The organism is Vibrio sp. 1CM23M, from assembly GCF_023161755.1.
GTDB lineage: Bacteria > Pseudomonadota > Gammaproteobacteria > Enterobacterales > Vibrionaceae > Vibrio > Vibrio coralliirubri.
Genome location: NZ_JALNTR010000001.1, coordinates 145,786 through 171,697 on the forward strand (window position 1 = coordinate 145,786; position 25,912 = coordinate 171,697).

A 25,912-nucleotide genomic window follows, 5' to 3' on the forward strand; every position below is an offset into this window, starting at 1 on the left:
GATTTATCAGCATGAAGCTATTTAAAACCGCAATTACAGCCCTACTTGCGCTTGCCGTCAGTTTGCCTGCACTTGCTTCTGAAACGCCTAACCTAGACAAAATCAACGAACGTGGCTCTCTACGCGTTGGTATGTCGACGTTTGTTCCTTGGGCGATGCGTAACAAACAAGGCGATCTTGTTGGCTTTGAAATCGACGTGGCGAAACGCCTTGCCGAAGATTCGGGTTGGAAAGTCGAGTTCGTTCCTACGGCATGGGACGGTATTATCCCTTCTCTATTGTCGAAGAAATTTGATGTGATCATCGGCGGTATGTCTATCACTGAAGCTCGTGCTAAAAGCGTATTGTTCACTGAACCTTACTCGCACTCTGGCGTTCAACTGGCGGCGAATAAAGAGCTAGCGGAAGGCTTTACTCAGATCTCTGATTTTGATTCTCGCCGCGTAAAAATTGCAGCACGTCGTGGAGCATTCACGGTTCAAGTCGCTCGTGAAACCTTCCCTAAAGCGAAAGTTCTGCAGTTCGATGACGATGCTCAAGCATTCCAAGAAGTATTGAACGGTAACGCACACGCGGTTATCGCGTCTAGCCCGAAACCAGAACACGAAACGATCAAAAACGCAGACACGCTATTTATTCCATTTGAAGAGCGTCTATCAAAAGGTAACGAAGCATTTGCAGTTCGCCTAGGTGAAACTGACAAGGCAGAATTCTTCAACGAATGGATCAAAGCACGTACTGAAGACGGTTGGTTGAAAGAGCGTTACGAGTACTGGTTCTCTACTCTAGATTGGCAAGACCAGATTGCTCAAGGTCAGTAATCAAAACTATTGCTAGTGAATCGAGGCAGTGCAGTGTTTGCGCTGCCTTGTTAAAAACAACGAGATAGCTATAACCTCATAGCCACCTCTCACAACACATCAATTATTATCGTTTAAACAGGAATGACGTGAGTAGTACTAGCGCATTAACAACACCTAAGCCCAACGTTCATATGAAGCCTTGGTATCAACGCCTTAACCTTTTAGATGGCTTGTTACTCGCTGTCATTTGTGTGTTTGCAGGCTGGCTTTATTATCGTTCCGCTGTTGGTATTAACTACCAGTGGCGCTGGGAAGATGCGTTTACCCTGATTTTCATTCCACCTTCTCAAGGCAGTATTCCCTACTTTTTCCAAGGCTTGATCGCTACACTGCGCTTGAGTGTCTGGAGCATGGTGTTAGCACTCTCTTTTGGGACATTACTTGGCGTCGCAAGGCACTCCAAAATCGCTTTCTTCAGAACGCCGGCACTGATTTTTATCCAGTTGGTTCGAAATATTCCGCCATTGGTATTTGTCTTCATCTTCTATTTCTTTGTTTCTAACCAACTGATTCCATTACTTGGTTTAGAAAGTATCTTACGTGAACACAATGGCGAGATTAATGCAGTTCAAGGTTTCCTGTTCGGCCCAGCTAACCTTTGGGAAAACTTAGCGTCTGGTGTTATTTGTATTGGCTTGCTCTCTTCTGCTTATATTGCGGAAGTGATTCGAGCTGGTTTAGAAGGTATTCCTAAAGGCCAATGGGAAGCGGCTGACTCGCTCGGCTTATCGGCATTGTCTAAGTATCGATTTGTGGTTGGCCCGCAAGTATTAACAGCCATCACACCACCATTGGCTGGCCAAGCAATCTCCTTGGTTAAAGACACTTCGATTGTGTCTCTGATTTCCATCCAAGAGATGACGTTTGTTGGAACTGAAATGGCAAACTCCTCAGGTTTGATCTTCGAGATCTGGCTGATTGTAGGCTTCGTATATTTTGCTTTATGCTTTGTGCTTTCACGTCTGTTCAAAGTGATTGAGCAACGTTCCAGTGCTTACCTTAACCATCAGTAACGTCATTAATCAGAAGTACCGACTCGCCCAACTATTCATCACCCTTACCCATTTCACCTGATTGGTTTAAGTTATTGACCAATCAGGATTTATTCCTTCATATTTATTCTTAGAAACACAGCAAAATACTCGTCTAATCACTATACTTAACGTATCGAACTACGTTGATTCTTCTCAAGGACATCGCTCAACATGGACAATCATAAAGAAAGAGCTTTTTACGCCGTTGTCGGCGCATTGGTTGGAGACGCCGCTTCAATGGGGCTGCACTGGCTGTATGACCAAGAGAGGATCTTACACGTAGCGGGTTTTGAGCCAGAATTTCGCTCACCGAATCAGTTCGATTATCAAGACAAAGGCTACTTTGCGCACCAAGGTAAAACCGCAGGCGAGCAATCGCAATATGGTGCTCAGTTATTGGCGATGGTCGACAGCTTAGTCGACAACCAACAATACGACGAAGCGAGCTACATCAAACACTTCCGCTTCTGGTTTGATTTTGGCGGCAGTTGGCAAGGCTACATTGATAAAGCGACGCGCATGAGCTTGCTGAACATCCATCAATTAGAACTAGAGGACGCCCCGATTACTGCCTGTGGCGCAGACGATACACAACTTCCCGCAGTCTCAAAGATTATCCCATTGGTGGCGTGTACTTACACCTCTCACACTTTGCCAGCCATGGTAGAGAGTGCGGTGCGAGTCACTAACAATAACGACAAAGCAGTAGAGTGGGCGCAAGCCATCACCCTATTGGTTCAAGCGGCAATTCAAGGCAACTCGCCACTACAATCGGTAGAAATGGTGCGACAAACTTGCAGCAAGTTTATACACGATCAAATCGATGAAGCATTGGCTGAGCCTGAGCTTTCGATTACAGATGCCGCGAAGAAGTTCGGATTGCATTGTGAACTGAGTGCCGCATTTCCCTTGCTGATTCGCATCATTGCGGGTGCTCAGAGCTATAAACAAGGTATTCGAGACAATATCTTATGTGGCGGTGACAGCTGCGGGCGTGCGATTGTGATTGGCGCGGTATTAGCGGCATGTTTCTACGAAGAAGACGGAGCGATTCCAACCGAATGGCTAAAACAAGTCAAACTCAATGGCGGTGTGCTGTCTTTGCCTATTGAGTGATTCCCACAATAACGAACTAGAGTCTGACATAAGACAAGCACACTTCTAGTTCAGCGGTTGTTGTTCCTATAGGCTGGAACACACTGCGATAACTCATTCTTCAGCCAAACCACAAATGGGCTTTCTGGCTCATCGCGCTTGTCATCTTTTGTGAGCAATATGTACTGATGACCGGAAGGCACAAAGCCAAACGGTGCGATTAAGTTGCCTCTATTCAAATCATCAACCACTAATGGATAAGAACCAAGAGCCGCTCCTAGCCCATCAACGGCCGCTTGAAAGCAAAAATAGAAGTGAGCAAAGGTTTGGTTTGAAATAGCTTGCGGCACCATTCGGCGATCAAATCCACTATCTTTGGTGATGGATGCCCAGTGGCTCCAAGCATTTGGTCGCGTGCTGCTGTGCAGTAATTTTACATCGGCTAACTTGTCTTTGACCTGTTGCCAATAATCAGGCGAAAACACAGGGCCAACCCATTCTTCGACTAACGGTATCTGTTTGTAATGCTCGGTTACGTTGAAGTCGTCTCGGCGAATGGCCATATCTAATCCAGTTGCGCCTAATGTCACAGGCCCACCTGCGGTAGACAATCGAACATCAATTCCGGACTCGTTATAGAAATCACCTAGTCGAGGCATTAGCCAACGCATGGTCAATGTGGGTTCGCATGAAACTTCTAACGCTTGATGATTCAGCTGATTAAGCTTATGGACTCCAGTTTCCAATGCTTGGAACGCTTGCTCTGTGTAACCTTTTAGTAATTCCCCTTCTTTGGTGAGACACACATTCCTGCCCTGTTTATAGAACAAAACTTGGGACAAGTGATTTTCCAATACCTTGATCTGCTTACTCACCGCGCCATGTGTGATATTGAGTTTATCCGCCGCTTCACTGTAACTGCTCGAATGCGCTGCTACGTGGAAAATATGGAATGCTTTCAAATGTCTCATGTGTGATTTTTTCTCACAGATAGATAGAATTCATTTCGATTATAGGCAGCAATAAAAAACCATACAATGCTGGCTCATCAAATATAAAGAGTTGGAGTCATTATGGAGTGGTTAAGCCTAGCAGTATTGGGACTATTGATTGTTATTAGTCCAGGAGCTGATTTCGTTTTAGTTTTGAAAAACAGTGTCAATCAAGGAAGACAAGCAGGGATTTGGACTGCAATAGGTGTGAGTTTAGCCATTTGTGTTCACATCAGTTACTCAATGCTTGGGATCAGTTACTTAATCTCACAGAATGAGCAGCTGTTTGATATGATCAGATACGCAGGCGCAGCCTACCTTATTTATCTAGGGCTAAATGGTATCTTGAGTGCGGACAACAAGCTTGCACCTATGGAAGATGCAAAGCAAAGCACCAGTGTTTGGCGCTATTTAGCCCAAGGATTTTTATGTAACGTGCTCAACCCAAAAACCATGTTGTTCTTCTTGAGCATCTTCAGCCAAGTCATCTCACCTGATGCAGAAAACCAGCATGTCGCACTCGGCTATGGGCTTTATATGATCGTTCTTCACGGCTTATGGTTTGGAATTGTCGCTATGCTGTTTACTTCGAATACATTGCAAAAGCATCTATTGAGAGCAAAGAAAAGACTCAATCAAGCATGTGGATTTGGCTTAGTGACTTTCGGAGCACTGTTGGCGATTAAATCGTAAACAAGCGAGTCACAAATAGAAAGCGATTCAAAGGACTGAATCGCACCTAACTGGATCTTGGTAAACCTCTAAACAAGATTCATCGGTCTAATATCGGCACTATCAGGGAAGATAGTGTTGAGTTGTTTCACTTCTACCGATAAATGTTGGTTGAGCACGCCCTTGATAACCGAACGCATATCAGTCGTTGGACTAAGGTCTCGGCCTTCATATAGCTGGCTTTGGCTCAAGCCCGGCCAGTTGGCAATAACCTTACCACCCGCTCCTTTCAACGATGGCAGCGCACCACCCGCAATAAACATAACGTTGCCAGTGCCATGGTCGGTGCCTTTAGTGCCGTTTTCTTTTGCTGTTCGACCAAATTCACTGGCCGCGATGATCACTGTCTTCTGCCAACGACCACCTAGTGAAGCCTTGAGAGCCGCTAACCCAACATCCAAAGTTTTAAGTTGATTACTCAACCGTCCATTTACGCTGCCTTGATTGGCGTGAGTGTCCCATCCACCGAGTTCTAACGCTGCGATGTTTGGTCCGTTATCAGCCGATAAGATATCGCCTGTTTTGCCCATCAGTGATTTAAACTGTTTGCCGACACCTTGGTCTCCCACCAATTGATCTATCTTCATGACACTTTCAAAGTTTGAAGACAGCATTTGATCACTTTGAAACAGCTCTTCCAGCAGTTCTGTTTGTTTATCGCGTGTTTTTAAGCGGTTTGGGTACCAACTTGCCACGGTCGATTCGCCCTGCATGATGAGTGGTAAGCCCGAATCAATCGCTATTCCATCGTATTTTTCTGAGCTCAACGTGAGTAAACGGTTAATCCATCCTACGGTGTTAAACGGGTCGGAAGTGCCGTTCTCTAATATCTTCTGTCCATCAAAATGTGAACGTTCACGATAAGCGGTTGAACAAGCGTGTACAAAGCTGAGTTCGTTACTCTCATACCATTGATGGCACTGCTTTAGAGATGGATGAAGCCCAAAGAAGTTATCTAACTTCAATAGCTGATCGGGTTTCAATCCGATGTTAGGTCTCAAATTAGAGTAATCCGGATCGGCATGCGGCACTACAACATTTAAGCCATCCATCGCGCCACGCAGTGATACCCAAATGAAGATATTGTCTGAACCTGTTTTGGCAAAGCTTGGAAATGGCAACATCGCACTGACGCCAACAGCCGCCGCAATGCCCATGAACTGGCGGCGGTTAATACTATGTGGCGCTTTATTCTGAGAACAATCTTGCTTTTTCATACCCACTCCTAACGATATTGAAACTGCGGGCTTAGCCACAACAGGGAAAGTTGCATTGCAGCGCTGTCGGCTTTGTTCAATACAATTTGGGTGTGTTCATCAATAGCATCGCCATATAAACCCGCGATCACTTTATCCACTACCGCTTTCGGTTTAACTCCCGACGCTTTAGCCGATTTTATTGCAGCAGATGCAAGCCTATTCGCAACTTGCATACGTTGAGTCAACGCCGAAGGGCTATTGTAGTCTCTGTCTTGATCCGACCAGCCTGCTGGTGAACCCGGTTTAAAAGGAGGCTGCCCTAAATTGTTGAGAGCATTGAATGCCTGTTTCTCGTTTAAAGAAATATCGGCACTACGAAGGACGGCAAACAGCCACTCCTTCGGCGGTCTAAAACGATTGGGGTTAGGTTTACTCGCCTCAGCGCTGTTCAATAACAGTCGATAAATAGGCAGTAAATTCCCCTCGCCTTTCAGATATTCAGCAACCAATTGCTCTGAGAGTTCTTTAGGTGTGTCGCCAATGAAATGCTGGCAAAGCTTGCCAACCAAGTGTGTAGCAGTGTCTTTGTGAGTCGCTAAGGTTTGCAGACACGACTCTCCTTGCGAGACGCCTGATTGAGAATAGGACTTGCCAAGCAGTGTGATACTTCCCGGCTCATGCAGGTTATTAGCAAATCGAAAACCAGCATCAGGAGATTTGAATGTAATGCCCCAGCCTGAAATGGCTTTTGCTAAAGCAATAACATCTTGCTGAGTGTAAGAACCATCAACGCCAAGAGTGTGAAGTTCTAAAATCTCACGAGCGAGGTTCTCATTGAGCCCTTTATTACGGCGCTTTCCGACTTTTGAATTGGGACCAATCGAGAGTTGATTATCGAGATACAGAAGCATCGCAGGATGTTTAGAAGAAGCCATCAGCATCTCGCCAAAGTTACCATTCCAATGCTGACGAACCACATCGTTTTCTATACTTGCCGCTAAGGGCATCAGTTTTCGATTATCGACCGAGATGGCGAAGTGATTGCTCCAAAACTGAATGATGCGCTCTTGAAAACCATAAGGGGTATCAACGCTTTGCAGGTGGCGAGCTTGAGCTTGTTGTCGATACTGCGTTCGAAGGAAAGACTGCGCTTCTTTCTTCGTGGCTTGCATCTGTTGTTCGTCACCCTTGGCCTTCATTCGCTGTACACGATTCTCTCCTACTTTAATCAGAGTAGATTCGGTACTCGGTAAGTCTTGTATGGCTTGGTGAACGAATGGCTTTTTATCCAACTGTTCTACAGGAGAATAATAGGTTGTTTGACCTAGTTTCGGCCCAAAACCAAACCTTTGTTCACCCACGATTTTTGAAGTCGGGTAATAATTCATTGCACACTCCCTTACGCTCGATCTTTACTAAGTGTAATCGCTTAGTCATTAAGCATAGGGAGCTTTACAAGGTTTTACGTTAGATGGGTGTCAGGTGCCTATCAAGTTACAGACACGGTGTGATCATTTTGAATGAATGTCTATTTACGCCACATATAGACAAACTGGTCGTTTTGCGAGGTGATTTCAAACCCAAACCTCAAGTACAACTCCCCAACTCGATTACCTTGCAGGTAACAAAGTTCGACTGGTTTATTGAGGCTGTCAGCCTTAGTTAAGCAATCTTTCAATACTTGGCTGCCAATACCCTTTCCATGATACTCAGGCAGTAAGAAGAATCGACAAAAATAGAAATGTTCGCCTTTGTCTTGCAACAATACACTGCCAATCGCTTTGCCTTGATATTCAATGATTTCAGGCCGTTCTTCTGCCCACTCTTCGGCGTGTATATCTCGTTGAACCTGCTCATCCCAGCCAAATACGGCCTTGATAGGTTCAAACTCAGCGGCCTTCTTAAGCTCAAACAGAAATTCATAATCTGATGACTGAGCAGGTCTTGTTGAATACGAAAGAGCAGCTTTAACCATGTCCATATAATGTTGATTCCTGTTACTTTTCTACCGGGTTTAGTTATCAAGCCTAAGATAAGTGCATGGTGTATTCTTGATGTTCTGTGTGCTCATCAGTTTGTTCGCTCACAATAGAGAAACCTTGAGACAAATAGAACTCAATGGTCGCTTGGTTCTCTTTATACACATTCAAAGACAGATTCGGGCATTCAAGCTTCGCGTGTTGGATAAGTTGCTTACCAACACCACAACCTTGATGCTGCGGGCTCACAAAGATCGCAGCTAAAACCCCTTCATAAAGCGAATAAAAGCCACGAACCTCACCGTCTATTTGATACACGTAAGTTGTTGATGCTGGGATGTATATATCGCGCATATTACCCACTTGCGACTCCCAGAACTCAGGAGCCACAAAATCATGCGCCTTGATCGAGGCGGTTAACCAAATATCTATAACGGTTTCAATATCGGCTGGACGGTATTCTCTGATCATCTTCATTCTCTGAAATTATTGCGGTTCAATATGCGAATCAGTATGCCGAGAAGCGACTTAAACTTATTGAAGATTTACGACAATTGTTTGAAACAATGGTTACTGCTTCTTAACGTACTTCGCTGTAACCAGCATTTCACCGCCACCATCCAGCTTGCAATCTAGCTGGTGGTCTTTACCTTCGTTGATACGTCGAATCACGGCTTTAGTGCCGATTTTCAATACGCTAGAACTGCCTTTAATTTTTAGATCTTTAATGAAGGTAACTTTATCTCCACTTTCCAATACAACGCCATTCACGTCCTTAACACGCGCGGCTTCTCTTTCTAAACGCTCTTCTTCTGGGTTCCATTCGTAGGCACACTCAGGGCAGATTAGGTTGTTTTGGTCTTGATAGACATATTCAGATTGGCATTGCGGACAAGGAGGTAGAGACATACGTTAATACTTCATTTAAATAGAATTTGTTCCATTTTAATGGCTCTTGTCAGGCTTAGCGAGCATAAATCTAACAAGTTTTACGGAGAGCTAATTGTCTTTAAAAAAGAGCCGTTCCTAAAACGAACAAACACAGCCGCTAAGCTGTGTTTGTTTAAAAACTTGAGAAGCGGAAAGGTTTAACGTTCGACTTTTGGTGAGTAAATCGAGTAAGCGGTGATTTGCCCTGCCACGATTGCCGAGAACATGAATAACGCCGACAAACCGATACTCGGGATAGGCAAAATCGATTGTTCAAACACCGACTGGCTGGCACTCACTAATACTCGGCTACCCGGAACCAAGATGATGATCCCTTGCACGATATAAATAGAGCCCGTGAGTTCCATCTTCTTGGCGATCCAAGTTCCGTACAAAGTAATAAGAACCGTCGTCACCCAAGTGCCGACAACCCAACCACTATCAAAACCAAGATAGAATGGGCCCCACATACCGAGAACGGCAACTGGCAAGCCAAGCAAGATATCTTTAGGACGTGCATTGAACATCACACCGATAGACACCGAGATCAGCACCAAGCCAGATATATGCATCCACATCGGTACCGCATTGGTATAGTCGATGGAGACCGCTTGTCCCCATATCGCTTCGCCAATATTAAGCCCCATGATAATCCCGACAAACAGCTTAATCAGCGTTAAGGCACTCTGCCCTAGCAAGCTGGTACCAGAAACCAAGTCATTAAAGGCCAAACATTCTAATGCGTTGGCTATGGATAACCCGGGGACAAACAAGACAATCGAGGCGATACACAACGCCCACACCGGAATCGGCAACCCTGTACTCGCCAGAAACGCCACAAAGATACCCGTTAACAGTGCCGAGATGAATTCAACCGCGATAGCGCGACGTGAATGAAGAACTTGCTGACATACCCAAACCATCAAACCCAATAACGCAGAAAAGCCCACCGCTTCCAACGTACTGCCCACCAGCATCAAATAAGCAGGCGGAATACCCATATTGGCAAGTGCCGTCACGAATTTAGAGTAACCGACAGGTTCTGGTACAGGCTCACTGCTTGGCTGGTTAATACGAATGATCGTATTGGCCAACAAACTCAGGTTAATTGACGCAGGCTTTAGACGCTTAAGAATCACGGCGTTGTTATCGTCTGGAAATTGATAGTTAATCGCAGTTGGCGTAGCTTGGATCATCACATCAACACCATGCTTTTTTGCATAGAATTGAGTGTATTTCTCTAGCTTGTAAGGGGCACAGCCACTGCGGTGAAGAGTGTCACCAATTTCAACAATTTTGTTAATTCGGAACTGAGAAGGCATGGGTATTTTAGGGGAGACAAAATGTGCGGCAAATGTACCAAACGATAGACGGAATGACGAGACTTTTGCGTGAATTATCAACTGAACTCGTTACTTTTTTCTGCAAAGCCTTAGAAGTGCCTATAACTCTACTCATTTGGGATTAGTTTACTGAATGTTTTGACAGGCTGACAAGTTAAATTTATGCATTCAGATTGTTATTAGTGGACGCCAAAACACAAATAAAAATCAGTTTATGTTAACACTCCAAATTCCTTAATTTTCATGAGATTTATGACAGCCAAGTACCACTAAAACAGGTTTATAAATTAAGGCGGATTTATCGCAAAAAACAGCATGACATTTACTATTATTTCTCGCCCTCCTTTTTTAGAGATTTTAGTCACATTTTATTCACTCTGAAAACGCCGAACATGATGGAAAAACTAGCGGAGTGGTGGTTATGCGAGCACTTAGAATAAAAATGAAAGAAAAAGGTTTCGTTTTCAGTTAGATGTGGCATTATCAAACTCGTTAAGACGATGTGCGTGCATCGTATAATGGCTATTACCTCAGCCTTCCAAGCTGATGATGCGGGTTCGATTCCCGCTGCACGCTCCAAGTCTCTTAATGCCTTAGTCTTACTCATAAGACAGTGTGCGTGCATCGTATAATGGCTATTACCTCAGCCTTCCAAGCTGATGATGCGGGTTCGATTCCCGCTGCACGCTCCAACCTCTGTTTAGTTTCAAATTCTCTTTAGTTACAAAACCCCTTAGACCCACCATCTCTTCTTAGCTTCGAAACCTAAAAAAAATTAAAACTGCGCACTTCATTGTGTGATTTTCTGTATTAAAAAAGAGCAATACCAAATGATATTACTCTTTGAATATTCTTAATTTAATTGATTACCTCAATCAAGCTGCCCTTCATCTAAAGCAGAAGTAACCCATACTAGCGGCGCATTCCAGTTGATGGTTATCTCGTTCAACGTCCAAGCGCCAATATTATCGCTGTAACACGTTTGTCCAACACACTTGCCTTTCATCACAGCGGCAATAGGATCACTAAAACTTACCGAATTTGGGCCTCCAATTAACGCACCCGGCGCTGGTTTTGGTGAACTTTCATCAGCAGCGTAAGCCCAGAATCGATGATGAGGATTCTCAGCAGGTTTCGTTCCATAACCAGTAACATAAGAGATATTCATCGGGTTACCTCCGAGGACATAATCCATCGCACTAGCCGCCGCTTTGATGTATCGAACATCATTAGAAAAATCGTGAGCGTAGATCAAAAAGATACTTCGGTTTACAAGGTTGGAGTTTGATCCCCACGAATACTCATTTACCGTATAAGGGATGTGATAGCCTTCATTTACCAGCTGTTTTGTATAAGATTCTGCCGTTTTAATGATGTTCTTACGTGCTTGTTCAATAACTTGGCTGTCCAATGAATTAGGTACCACGGCTAAACTCACGGTGCCTGCAGGCGCTATATACTGCCAATACATGTCACCATCCGCATTGATGTTCCCCTTCGGCACTTCAAGATAGTGCGGGGAATCAATCAATACTTTTTTGTAAACCTCATCATGGGTTGTGATAAAGAGCTCGGACGCAGCCCAGTATCGCTCATCACTCAATTCGATATCATCATACGGCCCAGAACCTGTGAAGTTGTCGTAAGCATAGATATCTTGATGTTGATTTGCTGCGTTCCACGCTTTGGTCGCTGAATCCAAACATAACTGTGAGAAATCACTGTCGATATCTTTCCAAATACGTGCGCACTGAGCACCGATTGCCGCCAGATTCAATGAAGCCGCAGTAGTAGGATAACCAACATAACGTTTCTGAGTATCTTTGTGTGGCGGTAATGGCATGCCAGTCCAAGACTCATCCGCGATCTTATGGAAAGCCAGCCCTCTCGCGTTAATCTCGGTAAGTTTTAGCTTTTTACTGGCAGACTGATTACCAACAGGGACAGAGATAGGCGTGTCATAGTCGACTTGCATCGCTAACATGAACTCAATGTTCCAACGCGCTTCAGACAACAACGGATTAACGCCATTGGTTGCTTCAGGGATTTTCACTTTGCCCTCAGAAAAAGGAAGCAATTTGTTTTCTAGGAACTGACTTCGCTCGTATAAATTCAGAAGTGTCCATGTTGAGATGCCACTGTTCACCATGTATTTACCATGATCGCCTGCATCGTACCAACCACCGGTCGCATCAATAGTCAGGTCACAGCCAGGCCATTTATTTCCCCAACTATCAACTTTATCAAAACAGGTTGCAGTATCGGACATGTGGCCACCGGGCCTCGCAAGATCTTCACGTTGAACGAACTCTGGCTTTATTTCAATGCCGCTGCGATTTTGATAGAAGTAAGACAACGCATCGAGCTTCAACTTGCTATAAACATCATTTCGAATATCGAATGGATAGCTGACATCGTCATCGACCTTGACCGTTAAACCTCTCATCGTGTCTGTATATTTTGAAAGGTTAACTCGGTGAATGTGCTCACCCGACGCTTTATTCAAACCGAATACTTCTGTTTTACCGAGGTCGAGGCTGATCCCTGATTGAGAGACTAATGTCCATTTCAAAGGTGTCGTCGAGGTATTTTCAACAAAGATATATTTATCTGATTTCGGTAAGAAGCCAACTTGGTTAGCTCGAATAGGCATCTTAGTCGCTATTTTTACAAATGGCTTACCTACAACAGAAACGTTATCAACACAGATGACACCAGTTTTCTGTGCGCCTAATTGAAACTGGAATTCTGTATCGGCGTCACTATCAAGTTCGTGTACAAAATCAAACGTATAGCTTTGCTTGTCTGTTGATATACCCACGTCACTTAGGAAATAATGCGTATAAGGAGGCCCTTCATGTTGGATCAAGGCTTTCATCTCAGTATCAATATTCGCATATGCATCGAACGATACTTGGTACCTTTGACCTTGCTCTAAACCAATGCCACTGTGGCCAAAAATGACATCCCAAGAATTCTTTCCTGGGTTTTTTATATCAATACACGCTTCATTACTTTCTGTTGCTATGTTGGCGCCAGCATTCCACCAACCATCCATATTGCCTTTAAAGTGACTATTTCTAATCTGCTCTTCTGCGTAAATTGCTCCAGAAGATAAAACCATGACAATCGCGAGAGATAACGTTCCTTTTTTCATCATTATTCCTTAAAGATGTTTCATATCTCCAAGGAAACTAGCGAAATAGACTCAATAATAGAGAGTTAACATTCGCAAAAAATAGACTCGTAAAAATAAATATTATGATTTCTTGTGATGTTTAACACTAAGGAACAAGCTCATGAATCAATTGCATGGATAGACAAAACGATATTGTGCTAGTGCCTCTCAATTAAACTCAGATTTCATAAAAGTGCGGGTTTAATAATCTTGGTCAATATCTGGAAAAACAGTTGTGGTAATGTGCGCGCATTAGCAACAACCCATAAATAATAAAAAATGTTTAAAAGCAATGAGTTAACAATTAACATCGAAGCAATTAATGTCGCGCTAGCAAAAGTTGAAAATGCCAATAAAATTCAGCTAGATACATTGAAAGGTTATGTGAACAGCGAGCCTGAACAGGCTGTACTGGCTTTTCGATCGCTGAATGAAGCAGAATCAATCGACGACAAGTTTAAAAAGATCATGACAGAGCTACCGCACCTAAGCGGCGAAGCACACCACCTGCTTGAAACTTCTATCTTGCTACAGTGATTCTAACTACAGATAAGCCTCAGCCAATACAAGTTAGTCATGTATTCCTGAACAGGTTGAGACTTATCTTTAACTGGTCATAATGTTTAACCAATGACTTAGCGGTCACACAAAGCTGTGCTGATAGGTTGAAATGAATTGGTGATGTTAGGCCCTCGCATTACTCCCAGAAGTTCCACCACTTTTTGCTGTTTTCTTCACGCTGCTGTTGGCCTTTCTCTGACCCTTTTCCTTCTTCTTTACGCTCTTGTTCCGCTTTCTTGTCTTTCTGCTTTTCTAATCCTGACTTTTCTTCGTCATTATCCATATCATCTTCAATCTTTTCTTTCTTATCTTTGAGCTTCTCTTTACTCTCTTCGAGGGCTTCTTTCTCGTCTTCCAAATCGTCGAGTTCTTTATCTAGTTTCTGCTTATCTTTTTTGTTCTTACTTTTTTTCGCTTTCTTATTTTTCTCTTCGATCATTGAATCAAGCTGCTTCTCACGATCATCAATTTCGCCTTCAACTTTTTTAGCCTCAGCGAGCGTTTTTACTTCTTCTAAATCGGGCTTACCTTTACCAGCCCACTCAGGTTTAGCAGCAATGCTGTGGGTCGACCACGTTATTAAAGCACCCGTTATTGCAAGTACTAGAACTGTCTTATTCATCCTTAAGCTCCTATTCCTATAGTCTTTTAAAGCTAATACCTAAATAGCACTAAAACAAGGTAGCCATATCTAGCACTCATCCCTTTGAACTAGATATGGCTTGTGTATCACCTTATAGCGTTAACGACTTCACCATACCCGCTTCAGCGTGACCAGGAATATTGCACGCGAACTCTACGTTATTATCACCATGGAAATGCCACAGCAATTGCTTCGCTTTACCCGGCTTAACTGTCACTGTGCTACCCGAGTCATGGGCGTGATTACCCATGTTTTTCATCATTTCGCGGTGCTCTAACTGCTCTGAAGCAGAACCAATCGAGAATTCGTGATCAATCTTGCCTGTGTTCATCACAACAAACTGCACCACATCGTTCGGCTCAATATCAACCTTGTTCTTAAATGTGATTTTCATATCGTCACTTAGCAGAACATGAACCACTTTATCCGGCTTTGCGCCTGTCGCAGGCATACCCACCTCGGACATGCCTTCCATATTCATCATCGAATGGTCCATCTTTCCATCCTTCATCATGCTGTGATCCATTTTTGAATGATCCATCTCTCCACTCTTCATCATCGAGTGATCCATGTTTGAATGGTCGATACTTGAATGATCAACAGTTGAATGGTCCATTTCAGCAAAAGCCGTTGCAGTAGTTAACGTCAGTGCAATCGCAATAAGTGTCTTTTTCATGATCGTTCCTTAGATTAATTCAGTTATTTATTTGTTAGTTTCACATGTTCATGTGGTAGGCCCTTACCCACTCTGCTTTGGTCAGTAAGGGCTAATAATCAATACGTTATTTGATTGTTTCGTTTTGGCTATGCGTAATCTCACGCTGTTTCCAGAGCTTAAAGATTGCAGGCAAAACCAGTAGGGTAAGCAATAGTGCAGACGCCATTCCGCCTATCATCGGCGCTGCAATTCGCTGCATCACTTCAGAGCCCGTTCCCTCGCCATACATAATTGGAATGAGGCCGATGATCACCGTAAGTACCGTCATCATCACTGGGCGAACACGCAGTCCTGCGCCCTCACGAATCGCATCCGTTAAGTCTTCACTCTTAAGTGCTTGCTGGTTCTGCTCCGCATCCAATTTCTTGTAGTGCCATGCTTGGTTTAGGTAGACCAACATGATCACACCTATCTCAACAGCAACCCCGGCAAGGGCGATAAAGCCCACACCCACCGCAATGGAGAAGTTGTAATTGAGGACATGCATCAGCCATAGGCCACCCACCATTGCGAGTGGCAATGTCAGCATGATCATCATCACCTCACCGACACGACGGAAGCTCAGGTAGAGCAACAACATGATGATGGCGATGGTGATTGGTACAACGACACTCAAACGCTCCTTCGCACGCTCCATGTATTCGTATTGACCAGACCACGCCAATGAATAACCCGCAGGTAAGACGATTTGATCTGTAACGACTTTTTGCGCCTCTGCCACATAAGAACCAAGGTCGCGACCTTCGATGTCAACGAACACCCAGCCATTAGGACGCGCGTTCTCCGTCTTAATCATTGGCGGTCCATCTTCATAACGAATATCTGCAACATCAGACAAAGCAATTCGCGCTCCATTTGGTGTCACTAACGGCAGGTTCTGCAACTTAACGACAGAATCACGATAGCTTTGTGGATAACGAACATTGATTGGATAACGCTCTAGCCCCTCAACGGTTTCGCCCACGTTCATGCCACCAACCGCAGTCGAAATAACCTGTTGCACTTCTTTAATGCTCAAGCCATATCGCGCAGCAGAACGACGTTTGATGTCTATCGTCACATAACGACCACCCGCAACACGCTCGGCGTAGACAGAAGCCGTACCACTCACGCTGTTGAGGATGGGTTCAAGTTGCGAACCAATATCTTCAATCACGCTCAGCTCTGGGCCAGCGATTTTGATTCCGATTGGGGTTTTGATACCGGTCGCTAACATGTCGATACGAGTTTTGATTGGCATAACCCACGCATTAGTTAAACCTGGGAACTGAATCAGATCATCAAACTCTTTACGCAGAGACTCCGTAGTGACACCGTCACGCCACTCATCTCGCGGTTTAAGCTGAATCACGGTTTCAATCATGGTTAAAGGTGCAGGATCGGTTGCTGTCTCTGCTCGACCAATTTTGCCCCACGTGGTTTCGACTTCTGGAATGGTTTTGATGAGCTTGTTGGTTTGTTGCAACAACTCACGAGCCTTACCTATTGAGATGCCTGGATACGTGGTTGGCATGTACATCAAATCTCCTTCGTCCAAAGGAGGGATGAACTCGTTGCCAAGCTTACTGGTTGGGTAATAAGCAGACGCCATTAAGCCAAGTGCGATAACAATCATCACCTTGGGATATTTTAAGCTTAGGTTCAGAAGCGGTTTGTACATCGCCACTAGGCTGCGGTTGACTGGGTTTTTGTGTTCAGGTAGCACGTTGCCGCGAATGAAGTAACCCATTAGCACAGGCACAAGCGTGATAGCCAAACCAGCGGCTGCGGCCATCGCATACGTCTTGGTAAACGCAAGTGGCGAGAACATCTTGCCCTCTTGCCCTTCTAGCGCGAACACAGGCACAAAACTCAAGGTAATGATAATCAGAGAGAAGAACAGCGGTGCGCCGACTTCTTCTGCTGCCTTACCAATCACTTGCCAACGGTTTTTGTCAGTGAGCGGAGTCCGTTCAATGTGTTTATGAACGTTCTCAATCATCACTATGGCACCATCCACCATGGCGCCAATCGCAATCGCGATCCCGCCAAGAGACATGATGTTGGCGTTGATACCCTGCCAATGCATGACGATGAATGCACCTAAAATACCAACAGGCAGACTTAGTGCGATAACCAGTGATGAGCGGATATGGAACAAGAACAGCGCACACACGACAGCGACCACGATGAACTCTTCAGCCAGCTTCTTCCAAAGGTTTTCAACGGCTGAATCAATCAAAGTAGAGCGGTCATAAGTCGCGACAATCTCGACACCATCAGGCAAGCCAGCTTGCAGTTCAGCGAGCTTGGATTTCACCGAGTCGATCACTTCACTGGCATTTTCACCAAAGCGCATCACGATAACGCCGCCAACGGCTTCACCTTCACCATTCAGCTCAGAGATACCACGACGCATTTGCGGGCCAAGGTTGATGTCAGCAATGTCACCTAATAGCAGCGGAGTACCCTTGTCGGTCACTTTTAATGGCAGGGATTGAATGTCTTCGATGCTTGTCAGGTAACCGGTCGTACGAACCATATGTTCGGCTTCGGCAATCTCGACAACAGATGCACCGGTTTCTTGATTACCATCTTGGATTGCCTTGTTGACTTGCTGAAGCGTCAGGTCATATGCACGTAACTTGGCAGGATCAATCTGTACTTGATACTGCTTCACCATGCCGCCAACGGTCGCCACTTCAGACACGCCTTCTACGGTTTGCAATTCATACTTCAAGAACCAATCTTGCAAACTACGAAGTTCCGCTAAGTCGTGCTGACCGGTTTTATCTTGCAACACGTAGCTGTAAACCCAGCCCACACCGGTTGCATCTGGCCCTAGTGTTGGCTTAGCACTCGAAGGCAAGTTAGGTGCAACTTGGCTTAGGTACTCCAGCACTCGTGAACGTGCCCAGTACATATCAGTATCGTCATTGAAGATGATATAGACATAGGAATCACCAAAGAACGAGTAACCACGAACCGTTTCAGCACCCGGTACAGCTAACATGGCGGTGGTTAATGGATAAGTCACCTGATCCTCAACCACTTGTGGCGCTTGTCCCGGATAACTGGTTTTGATAATTACCTGAACATCTGATAAATCTGGAATGGCATCGACCGGTGTATTTTTAACGCTGTATAAGCCGCCAAATACGATGGCTACAGTAGCAACCAGCACTAAGAAGCGGTTGCTAATAGACCAGCGAATGATTGCATTGATCATAGTTCGCCCTCACCCGCTTCTAAAGATTTGAGCACATAATCAGAACCCTGCTTCGCCACTAGAAACCGAATGGTTTGACCCTCGGCAAACTCAGATAAATCAAGCTCATCACTGGCTTGGAAATTCATTTCACCCGCTTTCCAATTCCACTCAGGGACTGGCTGATGTTTTACGGTGATCATGCCAAAATCTGCCATCAACATAGTGATGTCACCTGTTACCCAAACTTCGCCAGCGATCTTGTGTTTGTTGACCTTGTAATCAACAACCTCGTACTGCCCTGACTCTGTCTTTCTCATCTCAAAATCAATCGCCTTACCGCGTTGCACGTCACTCATGTCTAAGCCTTCCGCAAAGGTGAAATTCATCACCATGCCCGGCCAATCCCATTCAGGAACAGGCTGATGGTTAATCGTCACCATACGGCTGCCTTGCATAACGTCGGAAATTTCACCGTTTGCCCACACGGTTTCAGCTTCTTCCTCAACACCATTGATGCGTGACAGATCAGCGGATTGGCTCGATTCAGAATCCAACATGAAGTGCGCAGAAGTGACAATGTTCTCACCTTGCTCTAGCCCTTGAAGCACCTCTATTTTTTCGCCAGCTTCACGACCAACCTCAATACGAGCAGAACGATACTTGCCAGAACCTTCTGACATCACCACTCGAGTCATACCACCGGAGTGAATAACCGAAGATCTTGGAATAGTAAGAACGGCTTCATCACTGATCGGTTTCAGCGCAATATTGGCGAACATGTTCGGCTTAAGCTCACCATTTGGATTGGAGAACTTCAAACGAACGCGCAAGGTTCGAGTTTTTGGATCAAGGATTGGGTAAACGTAATCGACATTACCCAACCACTCTTTGCCAGGAATGGCATCTAGCGTCATCACCGCATTGCTGCCTGACGAGATCCAGTGCGCTTGACGCTCAAACACCTCTGCATCAACCCATACTTCGCCTAATGGGCCAGCACTGATCACCGCTTGTGCAGGTGAAAGATAACCACCTTCTCGGATATTCAAACTCGCTATAACACCATCGGCTGGCGCTTTAACTTCAATGGTTTGCGAGGCTTTGCCTTTGCGCGTAATAGCGCGGATTTGAGTCTTATCAACACCCAAGGTAATCAAGCGTTCAGTCGAGCCCTTGATCAAACCTTTACGACCCGTTTTATAAGCACTGATCAACTCTTCTTGTGCTTTAACAAGCTCTGGAGAATAGAGTGTGAAAAGCACATCACCTTTGTTTACCTTCTCACCTACTGCGTTGATGGAGAGTTTTTCCACCCAACCAGAAACACGGACGTTGGTTTGCCATAGCGCACTTTCATCAAATGCCACGTAGCCAACCGTTTCAATGCGCGGTGATAGCGGTTCTCGTGTGACTTGTGCGGTTTTCACGCCAAGGTTATTTTCCACGGAAGAATCTATAAACACGGTTCCGGGCTTATCTTTTTCTCCGCCGTTCACATCGTCTGCATACACAGGGATAAGATCCATCCCCATAGGTGACTGACCCGGCTTGTCTCGCTGATAATTTGGGTCCATCGGAGCTACCCAATACAAAGGTTCATCGCTGGCTTCTGTGCTGGTTGCCATTGCTGACATGTCGTGTGCTGGATTAATTAGAAAATGGTTCACACCAAAACCCAATGCACCACCGACCAATAAAGCGATTGTTGCTACTTTTACTGAACTCATTATGTATCCCTTACTGATTCTCTGTGGTTGCAAGTTGTGGTTGGTTCACTTGGTATTCAAAGCCACTGACTAACGCCGCCAGTTTGCTATTAACGATGTTGAGATCGGTGATCAAACGTTGTTGCTCTAACTGAAGCGCCAGCTCATCGGTCGTTGCTGAAATGACATCGTTAAACTGGGCGGTGTTGTTTTGATAGCCCCTCTCAACCGCGCTGATTCGTGCTGCGGTTTGAGGAAGCAAGGACGTTTGATAGCGATCTAATCGCTGGATCAGATTTGATCTGTCCACCAGCAATGCATTCACTTGCGCGTTCATTTGGGAAAGTAAGGTGTCTTTTTGAGATTTAGCCGCACCAACTTGATACTGAGCAGCCGATAAGTTTTTATCTTGTCGGTTCCCTGTAAACAGCGGGATGTCGACTGTCAGATAAGCACTCACCAGATCAGAAGCAGGTTCACCTGCCATGTTATTGGCTTGACGGTGTGCATACATCACTTCCACCCCAAACTGCGGGGTATAAGCTTGCTCGGCTAACTCAACCTTAGTTTGATTGGAGGAAATACTGACATCGGAGATCTTAACCAAAGGATGGTCAGTCAGCAGCTGGTAGTGCTTGGTTGAATCGATATTGGTCGCTAATTTGCTTTCCAACAACGACCAATCGATTTGGTTAGTTGCATTCAGTGTGCCCTGAGAATCAAGAATCTGAGAGCCTAGCCAATCAGAACCCAACCATTCAGAAAGCTGAGAGATTAAGCGGCTCTGAACCTGCTGGTTTGCCTGAAGTTTCTCATCAAGCTTGCTCACTTGGAGCTGAGCATTAAGCAGATCTTGCGCTTCACTTTTACCAATCGAGTAGTTGGTTTGTACATAGTTTTCAAGCTCAACCAACAAACGACGATTTTGACGAATCACCGACTCAGCCTTTTGCTGATAACCTAACTCAAGCCAAAGCTGCGTCATGCTATTCGCAACCGTCAATTCTCTTGCTTGCACCTGCAAAGCTAAAGCATCTGCCTGTTGGCCTGCCTTTTTCTGTTGGAGGTTAAGCGTATCGCCACGCTCAAACTGCTGCATCAACCCTACCGATATATTAGTCATCGGGTCTTCGTCGAATTGAAAGCTATCGACAGGCAAACCACCAAATCCAACTTTCAATTTCGGGTCCATTAAGGTCGAGCTGGCAATGCCCGTTTCTCGCATCGCTTGAGACTGAGCAAAGTACTGTTTGCGATTTCCATCTTCGCTTAAAGCAATCTCAATCAGTGTATTGAGTTGCTGCGTCGAGCTTGCTTGGTCATGTGCTGAAATGTGTTGAGCATTTGAAGCTGACGCCGTGGTAGCCGCGAGCGTAGCACTTGAAAACAAGGCCATAGGCAAGGTAGCAGCAACCACTAAGCTCGTGTTCATGACAAACACAGAGGTTGTTGGTTTCATATTCACAATGAATGTCCATATCTAGCGCTAATTAGCGCATCAAAAAGAATGGCTTATCAGAATTATCTAACTGATATAGCTGTATTTTTAGATATAGATTTATGCGGAAGGTGGGCGTAGCAAAGATTGTGCACGAGTCACTTTTTGACCGATAGTCACAGAGTGATGAGGTGCGAATGAAGAGGAAATTTGGTAGTTGGCTTGGAGCGCCTGAATTGTGTGTGATGCTGTAGAACAAACAGAATAGCAACAGATATGAGCAGAATCCGAACCGCCACAACAGTTGTTGCCCATCACATGCTCTCCGTGAGCATCCATTGATTCTTGATGTGAAGCCATCTTGTCATCAGCAGACAGCTCAACATAAATAGCGTGGTCATCATGGGCAGAGTGAGCTCCATGAACAGACTGGTCGCCATTCGGCGTGCTTGCATGAACATGATCGCTCATGTCTGAATCGGTAACGGTCACATGGCAACCGGCAGCAAATTGACTTGCGGCATCAGGATCGCTCGGCGAATCGTTGTGATGGCAGATAGACTTATTCGACATCATCTGCGTTGCCATGATATTAGCCATCATGGCTGAAGAGCTTGAGGCATAGCTAGACATCAACATCGCAATGATGCTGAAAACAATAATCCAAGTTTTTCGGAATGTGTTTGTCATAGCTTACCTTTGAATTTACACCGCAACTATAAACGTTACCCTTAGGGTAAGGTCAATGCCATTGTGCCGATATTTGCCTGACCGTTGAAAAAATATTCATTCATAACCATGGTTTGTCGATTATTTGAACTTAAGGCATGTGTGTCCTTCAATGATAGTTCTGGATAAGCAAAAAGTGCAACTCACTAAAAAAACCTTCAACACAGGTTGAAGGCTTGGATCGTTACCCTAATTTATTGTCTTGGTCACCTAGATGACGAGCTCATCTCGAACCATTAAGTGACTTACTCCACTCTTTCGATAATCGTCGCAATACCTTGCCCCATACCAATACACATAGTTGCTAGCCCGTATTGACCACCACGCTGTTCCATAATATTGATAAGGCTACCGACGATGCGAGCACCCGAACATCCTAAAGGATGACCCAGTGAAATCGCTCCACCATGCAGGTTCACTTTATCTTCACGCTGCTCCCATAAGCCTAAATCTTTTAAACACGGGATAGCTTGCGCTGCAAAGGCTTCATTCACTTCAGCAAAATCGATATCTGCGATCGTTAGATCAGTCTTCGCTAACGCTTTTTTGGTTGCCGGAACGGGTCCATAACCCATAAGCGCCGCTGGCACTCCCGCAGAGGCAGAAGAGATAACTCTAGCTCTTGGTTTAATGCCGATCTCGATGGCTTTATCTTCACTCATCACCAGCAAACAAGATGCGCCGTCAGACAAGGCCGAAGACGTACCTGCCGTTACGGTTCCTCGCGGGTCAAACGCAGGGCGAAGCTTAGACAAAGATTCAGCGGTGGTTTCAGGACGAATCACTTCATCGTGCTTAACCAAGGTTGGCGCACCGCTTTCGTCATGACCCATGGTTGGGACAATCTCGTTATCAAAGCGACCTTCAAGTGTCGCTTCGTGCGCGAGTCGGTGTGAACGAGCGCCCAATTCATCTTGCTCTTCACGAGACACGTTATGAAGTTGACCAAGTGCTTCCGCCGTTAACCCCATCATCGCAGACGCTTGTGCCATATTGCGGTTGTATGGGTTTAAGTTGATGCCTTTGGTCATTGGGATATGCCCCATATGCTCAACACCACCAACGAGAACAACATCGGCATCACCCGCTTTTATCGAGCGCGTTGCCATGTGCAGTGCATCCATTGAAGAACCACACAAACGATTCACTGTTGTTGCTGGTACTTCTTCAGACAACCCAGCTTGAAGTGCTGCGACCTTCGCAAGGTTAACGCCCTGCTCTTCGGTTTGCTGCACACAACCCCAGATCACATCATCAATCAGAGTGGATTCAACCTTTGGCTGACGCTTCAGCATGGCGCTCATTAAGTGAGACGAAAGATCATCGGCTCGAACATGTCGAAATACACCATTTTTTGAACGCCCCATTGGAGTTCGAATCGCATCTACAATCACTACGTTTTTCATATTTCTTGCTCCAGGTTACGCGTAAAAATTACGGTTCAGTTCAACACGGTCACGAAGACCTTGAGGGATGGCATATAAAGAACCTAAGTCTTCATATTGTTGGGCAATCTCTAACAACTTATCTAGACCCATGCTATCCATGTAGTAGAAGATTCCGCCACGGAATGCCGGGAATCCAGTGCCGTAGATAAACGCAATATCACCCTCGGCAGCTGAAGAAATAATGCCGTCATCTAAACAGCGAATCGCTTCATACATCATCGGTAACATCATTCGCATTGTGATGTCTTGAGGCTCCATTGAGATTGGTGCATCACAAAGGCGTTCAATAAGCGCAGTGGTTTCCAAGTGGCTTTCTGGCTGTAAGCGACCTTTGCGATCCGCTTTGTACAGATAGAAACCCTCTTTTGTTTTTTGTCCTAAACGTCCTTTCGCCACAGATTCCGCGATCAGATTAGCTTCAGGCTTGGCTAAACGCGTTGGGAACGCTTCGCTCATCACATCAATGCAGTGATCCGCGGTATCGAGTCCAATCACATCAAGCAGATGCGCTGGCCCCATTGGCCAACCAAACCCTTTGCTCATCACTTTGTCGATTTGAGCAATATCACCGCCCGCAACCAACAGTTGGTTGAACGCCAAGAAGTAAGGCGTTAAACAGCGATTAACCAAGAAGCCAGCACAGTCGTTCACCACGATAGGCGTCTTGCCAAGTGCCAGAACGTAGTTGACTGCGGTTGCAATGGTTTCTGATGATGTTTGTTCACCTTTAATCACTTCAACCAACGGCATGCGATGCACCGGGTTAAAGAAGTGAATGCCACAGAAGTTCTCTGGGTTCTTTAATGAGTGCGCTAAGCCACTGATCATCAAAGTAGAGGTATTGGAGGCAATCATTGCATTTGGCGCAACCTGTTCAAGCTCAGCTAGCACCTTTTCTTTTACGATTGGATTCTCAACGACCGCTTCTATCACCAAATCACAGCTGTCTAACGCTGCATTGTGTAAAGTCGGCACGATACGATTAAGCACTTCACCCATCGCCTCTGGGCTCTTACGACCGCGAATCACTTGCTTTGAAAGCAGTTGATTGGCTTCATTTAGCCCTAACGCTAAGCCCTGTTTGTTGATGTCTTTGAGTACCACATCCAACTTTTTATCCGCGGTCACATAAGCGATACCACCGCCCATAATACCCGCGCCGACGACACCCACTTCTTCGGTTTTCTTGCCGCCTTTAGCGTGTTTCTTTGCCGTCGCTTTTACTGCCATGTCACTCAGGAAAACATTCACCAAAGCGTCTGCTACACCACTTGCGACACATTTGATGATTCCCGCTTGCTCAAGCTTTAAGGCTTCATCGCGAGAACAACGAGCGCTTTTAGAAATCGTGTTCAGAATAATGCTCGGTGCCGGATAATGCGGACCAGCTGCTTTCGCGACCATGCCTTTAGCCACATTAATCGACATCGCCAGTTCCGGGTCATTCAGAGTCAGTGGCGCTTGTTTTTCTGCATAACGCTGTTGCCAATCAAAGTCACCAGAGATGCACGATTCAAGCATGGTTAACGCGCTTTCGATTGGGTTTGTCTTACTTGCATCGATCACACCGTCAACAACGTGATGTTCTAACGCTTGCTTCGCCTTAAAGGTTTTACCCGTTGTTAGCCATTGCAGTGCCGTATCTACACCTGTGATGCGCGGTAATCGAGTCACCCCCCCCCATGCTGGCATAATGCCAAGCTTAACTTCAGGCAGGCTCATTTTTAGATCAGTCGTCGCAAGACGATAATCCGCAAGCAGTGAAAGCTCTACACCACCACCAGCAGCGACACCATTAACGATGGCTACTTTAGGAAGGTTGAGATCTTCAATTCGGTTATAAATGGAGTGCGCCCATGATAAGTAATCGGTAATGGCCGCATCACCGTCACTAAACAGAGAGCGAAAGGCTTTTACATCCGCACCCGCGCTAAATAACGCTTTGCCCGAACGGATAATCAGACCGGCAGCATCACTGTTTTCAAGTTGATCGACACAGCTTTCAAGTTCAATTAGTGCCGACTTAGTGAGTGTGTTAACCGAATCAGATTCTGCGTTGAAAACCAATTCAACGATACGATTAGAATCTTCGATAAATGCGAGTTTGAAAAATTGTCCTGTAAACATAATTACC

Annotated in this window: 21 protein-coding genes and 2 tRNA genes; 7 read left to right on the plus strand and 16 right to left on the minus strand. The window is 45.3% G+C overall.

Going from position 1 to position 25,912, the window contains the following annotated elements; genetic code table 11:
• Window positions 1–11 precede the first annotated feature (11 nt).
• The 3 genes from MSG35_RS00660 (at window position 12) to MSG35_RS00670 (ending at window position 3,013) form a co-directional block, all read left to right on the plus strand.
• The gene (locus MSG35_RS00660; protein WP_012600468.1) at window positions 12–821 is read left to right on the plus strand and encodes a transporter substrate-binding domain-containing protein; all 810 of its coding nucleotides are present in this window, start codon (window positions 12–14) and stop codon (window positions 819–821) included.
• A 128-nt stretch (window positions 822–949) separates the two neighbouring features.
• A complete protein-coding gene (locus tag MSG35_RS00665) occupies window positions 950–1,876 on the plus strand; it encodes an amino acid ABC transporter permease (RefSeq protein WP_248382450.1) in 927 nt (308 codons plus the stop codon).
• A 192-nt stretch (window positions 1,877–2,068) separates the two neighbouring features.
• Window positions 2,069–3,013 carry an ADP-ribosylglycohydrolase family protein gene (locus tag MSG35_RS00670; protein ID WP_248382451.1) on the plus strand — a complete coding sequence of 315 codons (945 nt, stop codon included), beginning with the start codon at window positions 2,069–2,071 and terminating at the stop codon, window positions 3,011–3,013.
• Between the two features lie 50 nt (window positions 3,014–3,063).
• On the opposite strand, the gene MSG35_RS00675 is transcribed toward MSG35_RS00670, so the two are convergent.
• Window positions 3,064–3,963, minus strand: a complete 900-nt coding sequence (locus MSG35_RS00675; protein ID WP_248382452.1) for a LysR family transcriptional regulator — start codon at window positions 3,961–3,963, stop codon at window positions 3,064–3,066.
• A gap of 102 nt (window positions 3,964–4,065) precedes the next feature.
• On the opposite strand from MSG35_RS00675, the gene MSG35_RS00680 reads away from it, so the two are divergent.
• Window positions 4,066–4,677 carry a LysE family translocator gene (locus MSG35_RS00680; protein ID WP_248382453.1) on the plus strand — a complete coding sequence of 204 codons (612 nt, stop codon included), beginning with the start codon at window positions 4,066–4,068 and terminating at the stop codon, window positions 4,675–4,677.
• Window positions 4,678–4,745: 68 nt separating this feature from the next.
• Here MSG35_RS00680 and MSG35_RS00685 read toward each other — a convergent pair whose 3' ends face one another.
• The 6 genes from MSG35_RS00685 to MSG35_RS00710 form a co-directional block, all read right to left on the minus strand.
• Window positions 4,746–5,933 (minus strand): DUF1501 domain-containing protein, encoded by a 1,188-nt coding sequence (locus MSG35_RS00685; RefSeq protein ID WP_248382454.1) that lies wholly within the window; start codon window positions 5,931–5,933, stop codon window positions 4,746–4,748.
• An 8-nt stretch (window positions 5,934–5,941) separates the two neighbouring features.
• Window positions 5,942–7,303, minus strand: a complete 1,362-nt coding sequence (locus MSG35_RS00690; RefSeq protein ID WP_248382455.1) for a DUF1800 domain-containing protein — start codon at window positions 7,301–7,303, stop codon at window positions 5,942–5,944.
• Window positions 7,304–7,443: 140 nt separating this feature from the next.
• The gene (locus MSG35_RS00695; protein ID WP_248382456.1) at window positions 7,444–7,896 is read right to left on the minus strand and encodes a GNAT family N-acetyltransferase; all 453 of its coding nucleotides are present in this window, start codon (window positions 7,894–7,896) and stop codon (window positions 7,444–7,446) included.
• A gap of 46 nt (window positions 7,897–7,942) precedes the next feature.
• On the minus strand, window positions 7,943–8,365 hold the full coding sequence (locus MSG35_RS00700; RefSeq protein WP_248382461.1) for an N-acetyltransferase: 423 nt from the start codon (window positions 8,363–8,365) through the stop codon (window positions 7,943–7,945).
• A gap of 99 nt (window positions 8,366–8,464) precedes the next feature.
• Window positions 8,465–8,803 carry a zinc ribbon domain-containing protein YjdM gene (locus tag MSG35_RS00705; protein ID WP_017088858.1) on the minus strand — a complete coding sequence of 113 codons (339 nt, stop codon included), beginning with the start codon at window positions 8,801–8,803 and terminating at the stop codon, window positions 8,465–8,467.
• A 179-nt stretch (window positions 8,804–8,982) separates the two neighbouring features.
• Entirely contained in the window at window positions 8,983–10,146 is a 1,164-nt protein-coding gene (locus tag MSG35_RS00710) for a threonine/serine exporter family protein (RefSeq protein WP_004731486.1), read from the minus strand.
• Between the two features lie 525 nt (window positions 10,147–10,671).
• Between MSG35_RS00710 and MSG35_RS00715 the strand changes: the two genes are divergently transcribed.
• Both MSG35_RS00715 and MSG35_RS00720 read left to right on the plus strand, forming a co-directional pair.
• Window positions 10,672–10,746: transfer RNA gene (locus MSG35_RS00715), tRNA-Gly, on the plus strand.
• A 38-nt stretch (window positions 10,747–10,784) separates the two neighbouring features.
• Window positions 10,785–10,859, plus strand: a tRNA-Gly gene (locus tag MSG35_RS00720).
• Window positions 10,860–11,038: 179 nt separating this feature from the next.
• On the opposite strand, the gene MSG35_RS00725 is transcribed toward MSG35_RS00720, so the two are convergent.
• A complete protein-coding gene (locus MSG35_RS00725; RefSeq protein WP_248382462.1) occupies window positions 11,039–13,324 on the minus strand; it encodes a glycoside hydrolase family 9 protein in 2,286 nt (761 codons plus the stop codon).
• A gap of 300 nt (window positions 13,325–13,624) precedes the next feature.
• Between MSG35_RS00725 and MSG35_RS00730 the strand changes: the two genes are divergently transcribed.
• Window positions 13,625–13,882, plus strand: coding sequence for a hypothetical protein (locus MSG35_RS00730; RefSeq protein ID WP_048613401.1), 258 nt, complete (start codon window positions 13,625–13,627; stop codon window positions 13,880–13,882).
• A 160-nt stretch (window positions 13,883–14,042) separates the two neighbouring features.
• Here MSG35_RS00730 and MSG35_RS00735 read toward each other — a convergent pair whose 3' ends face one another.
• From MSG35_RS00735 to fadB, 8 genes are all read right to left on the minus strand, one after another.
• Window positions 14,043–14,528 carry a hypothetical protein gene (locus MSG35_RS00735; protein WP_248382463.1) on the minus strand — a complete coding sequence of 162 codons (486 nt, stop codon included), beginning with the start codon at window positions 14,526–14,528 and terminating at the stop codon, window positions 14,043–14,045.
• Window positions 14,529–14,640: 112 nt separating this feature from the next.
• Window positions 14,641–15,225, minus strand: a complete 585-nt coding sequence (locus tag MSG35_RS00740; protein WP_050644223.1) for a cupredoxin family protein — start codon at window positions 15,223–15,225, stop codon at window positions 14,641–14,643.
• A 106-nt stretch (window positions 15,226–15,331) separates the two neighbouring features.
• Window positions 15,332–18,475 carry an efflux RND transporter permease subunit gene (locus tag MSG35_RS00745; RefSeq protein ID WP_248382465.1) on the minus strand — a complete coding sequence of 1,048 codons (3,144 nt, stop codon included), beginning with the start codon at window positions 18,473–18,475 and terminating at the stop codon, window positions 15,332–15,334.
• Window positions 18,472–20,184 (minus strand): efflux RND transporter periplasmic adaptor subunit, encoded by a 1,713-nt coding sequence (locus tag MSG35_RS00750; protein WP_248382466.1) that lies wholly within the window; start codon window positions 20,182–20,184, stop codon window positions 18,472–18,474. The genes MSG35_RS00745 and MSG35_RS00750 overlap by 4 nt, the downstream gene beginning before the upstream one ends.
• 10 nt (window positions 20,185–20,194) lie before the next feature.
• A complete protein-coding gene (locus tag MSG35_RS00755; RefSeq protein WP_248383226.1) occupies window positions 20,195–21,622 on the minus strand; it encodes a TolC family protein in 1,428 nt (475 codons plus the stop codon).
• A gap of 99 nt (window positions 21,623–21,721) precedes the next feature.
• Window positions 21,722–22,291 carry a hypothetical protein gene (locus tag MSG35_RS00760; RefSeq protein WP_050634289.1) on the minus strand — a complete coding sequence of 190 codons (570 nt, stop codon included), beginning with the start codon at window positions 22,289–22,291 and terminating at the stop codon, window positions 21,722–21,724.
• Between the two features lie 284 nt (window positions 22,292–22,575).
• On the minus strand, window positions 22,576–23,736 hold the full coding sequence (gene fadA / locus MSG35_RS00765) for an acetyl-CoA C-acyltransferase FadA (protein ID WP_086968241.1): 1,161 nt from the start codon (window positions 23,734–23,736) through the stop codon (window positions 22,576–22,578).
• Between the two features lie 15 nt (window positions 23,737–23,751).
• Window positions 23,752–25,905, minus strand: coding sequence for a fatty acid oxidation complex subunit alpha FadB (gene fadB, locus MSG35_RS00770; RefSeq protein ID WP_248382470.1), 2,154 nt, complete (start codon window positions 25,903–25,905; stop codon window positions 23,752–23,754).
• Window positions 25,906–25,912 lie beyond the last annotated feature (7 nt).

Excerpts from the sequence above, each read along its gene's own strand:
- MSG35_RS00660 (WP_012600468.1), top strand. The coding sequence starts at position 12 with ATGAAGCTATTTAAAACCGCAATTACAGCCCTACTTGCGCTTGCCGTC.
- MSG35_RS00670 (WP_248382451.1), top strand. The coding sequence starts at position 2,069 with ATGGACAATCATAAAGAAAGAGCTTTTTACGCCGTTGTCGGCGCATTG.
- MSG35_RS00675 (WP_248382452.1), bottom strand. The coding sequence starts at position 3,963 with ATGAGACATTTGAAAGCATTCCATATTTTCCACGTAGCAGCGCATTCG.
- MSG35_RS00680 (WP_248382453.1), top strand. The coding sequence starts at position 4,066 with ATGGAGTGGTTAAGCCTAGCAGTATTGGGACTATTGATTGTTATTAGT.
- MSG35_RS00685 (WP_248382454.1), bottom strand. The coding sequence starts at position 5,933 with ATGAAAAAGCAAGATTGTTCTCAGAATAAAGCGCCACATAGTATTAAC.
- MSG35_RS00690 (WP_248382455.1), bottom strand. The coding sequence starts at position 7,303 with ATGAATTATTACCCGACTTCAAAAATCGTGGGTGAACAAAGGTTTGGT.
- MSG35_RS00695 (WP_248382456.1), bottom strand. The coding sequence starts at position 7,896 with ATGGACATGGTTAAAGCTGCTCTTTCGTATTCAACAAGACCTGCTCAG.
- MSG35_RS00700 (WP_248382461.1), bottom strand. The coding sequence starts at position 8,365 with ATGATCAGAGAATACCGTCCAGCCGATATTGAAACCGTTATAGATATT.
- MSG35_RS00705 (WP_017088858.1), bottom strand. The coding sequence starts at position 8,803 with ATGTCTCTACCTCCTTGTCCGCAATGCCAATCTGAATATGTCTATCAA.
- MSG35_RS00710 (WP_004731486.1), bottom strand. The coding sequence starts at position 10,146 with ATGCCTTCTCAGTTCCGAATTAACAAAATTGTTGAAATTGGTGACACT.
- MSG35_RS00725 (WP_248382462.1), bottom strand. The coding sequence starts at position 13,324 with ATGAAAAAAGGAACGTTATCTCTCGCGATTGTCATGGTTTTATCTTCT.
- MSG35_RS00730 (WP_048613401.1), top strand. The coding sequence starts at position 13,625 with ATGTTTAAAAGCAATGAGTTAACAATTAACATCGAAGCAATTAATGTC.
- MSG35_RS00735 (WP_248382463.1), bottom strand. The coding sequence starts at position 14,528 with ATGAATAAGACAGTTCTAGTACTTGCAATAACGGGTGCTTTAATAACG.
- MSG35_RS00740 (WP_050644223.1), bottom strand. The coding sequence starts at position 15,225 with ATGAAAAAGACACTTATTGCGATTGCACTGACGTTAACTACTGCAACG.
- MSG35_RS00745 (WP_248382465.1), bottom strand. The coding sequence starts at position 18,475 with ATGATCAATGCAATCATTCGCTGGTCTATTAGCAACCGCTTCTTAGTG.
- MSG35_RS00750 (WP_248382466.1), bottom strand. The coding sequence starts at position 20,184 with ATGAGTTCAGTAAAAGTAGCAACAATCGCTTTATTGGTCGGTGGTGCA.
- MSG35_RS00755 (WP_248383226.1), bottom strand. The coding sequence starts at position 21,622 with ATGAAACCAACAACCTCTGTGTTTGTCATGAACACGAGCTTAGTGGTT.
- MSG35_RS00760 (WP_050634289.1), bottom strand. The coding sequence starts at position 22,291 with ATGACAAACACATTCCGAAAAACTTGGATTATTGTTTTCAGCATCATT.
- fadA (WP_086968241.1), bottom strand. The coding sequence starts at position 23,736 with ATGAAAAACGTAGTGATTGTAGATGCGATTCGAACTCCAATGGGGCGT.
- fadB (WP_248382470.1), bottom strand. The coding sequence starts at position 25,905 with ATGTTTACAGGACAATTTTTCAAACTCGCATTTATCGAAGATTCTAAT.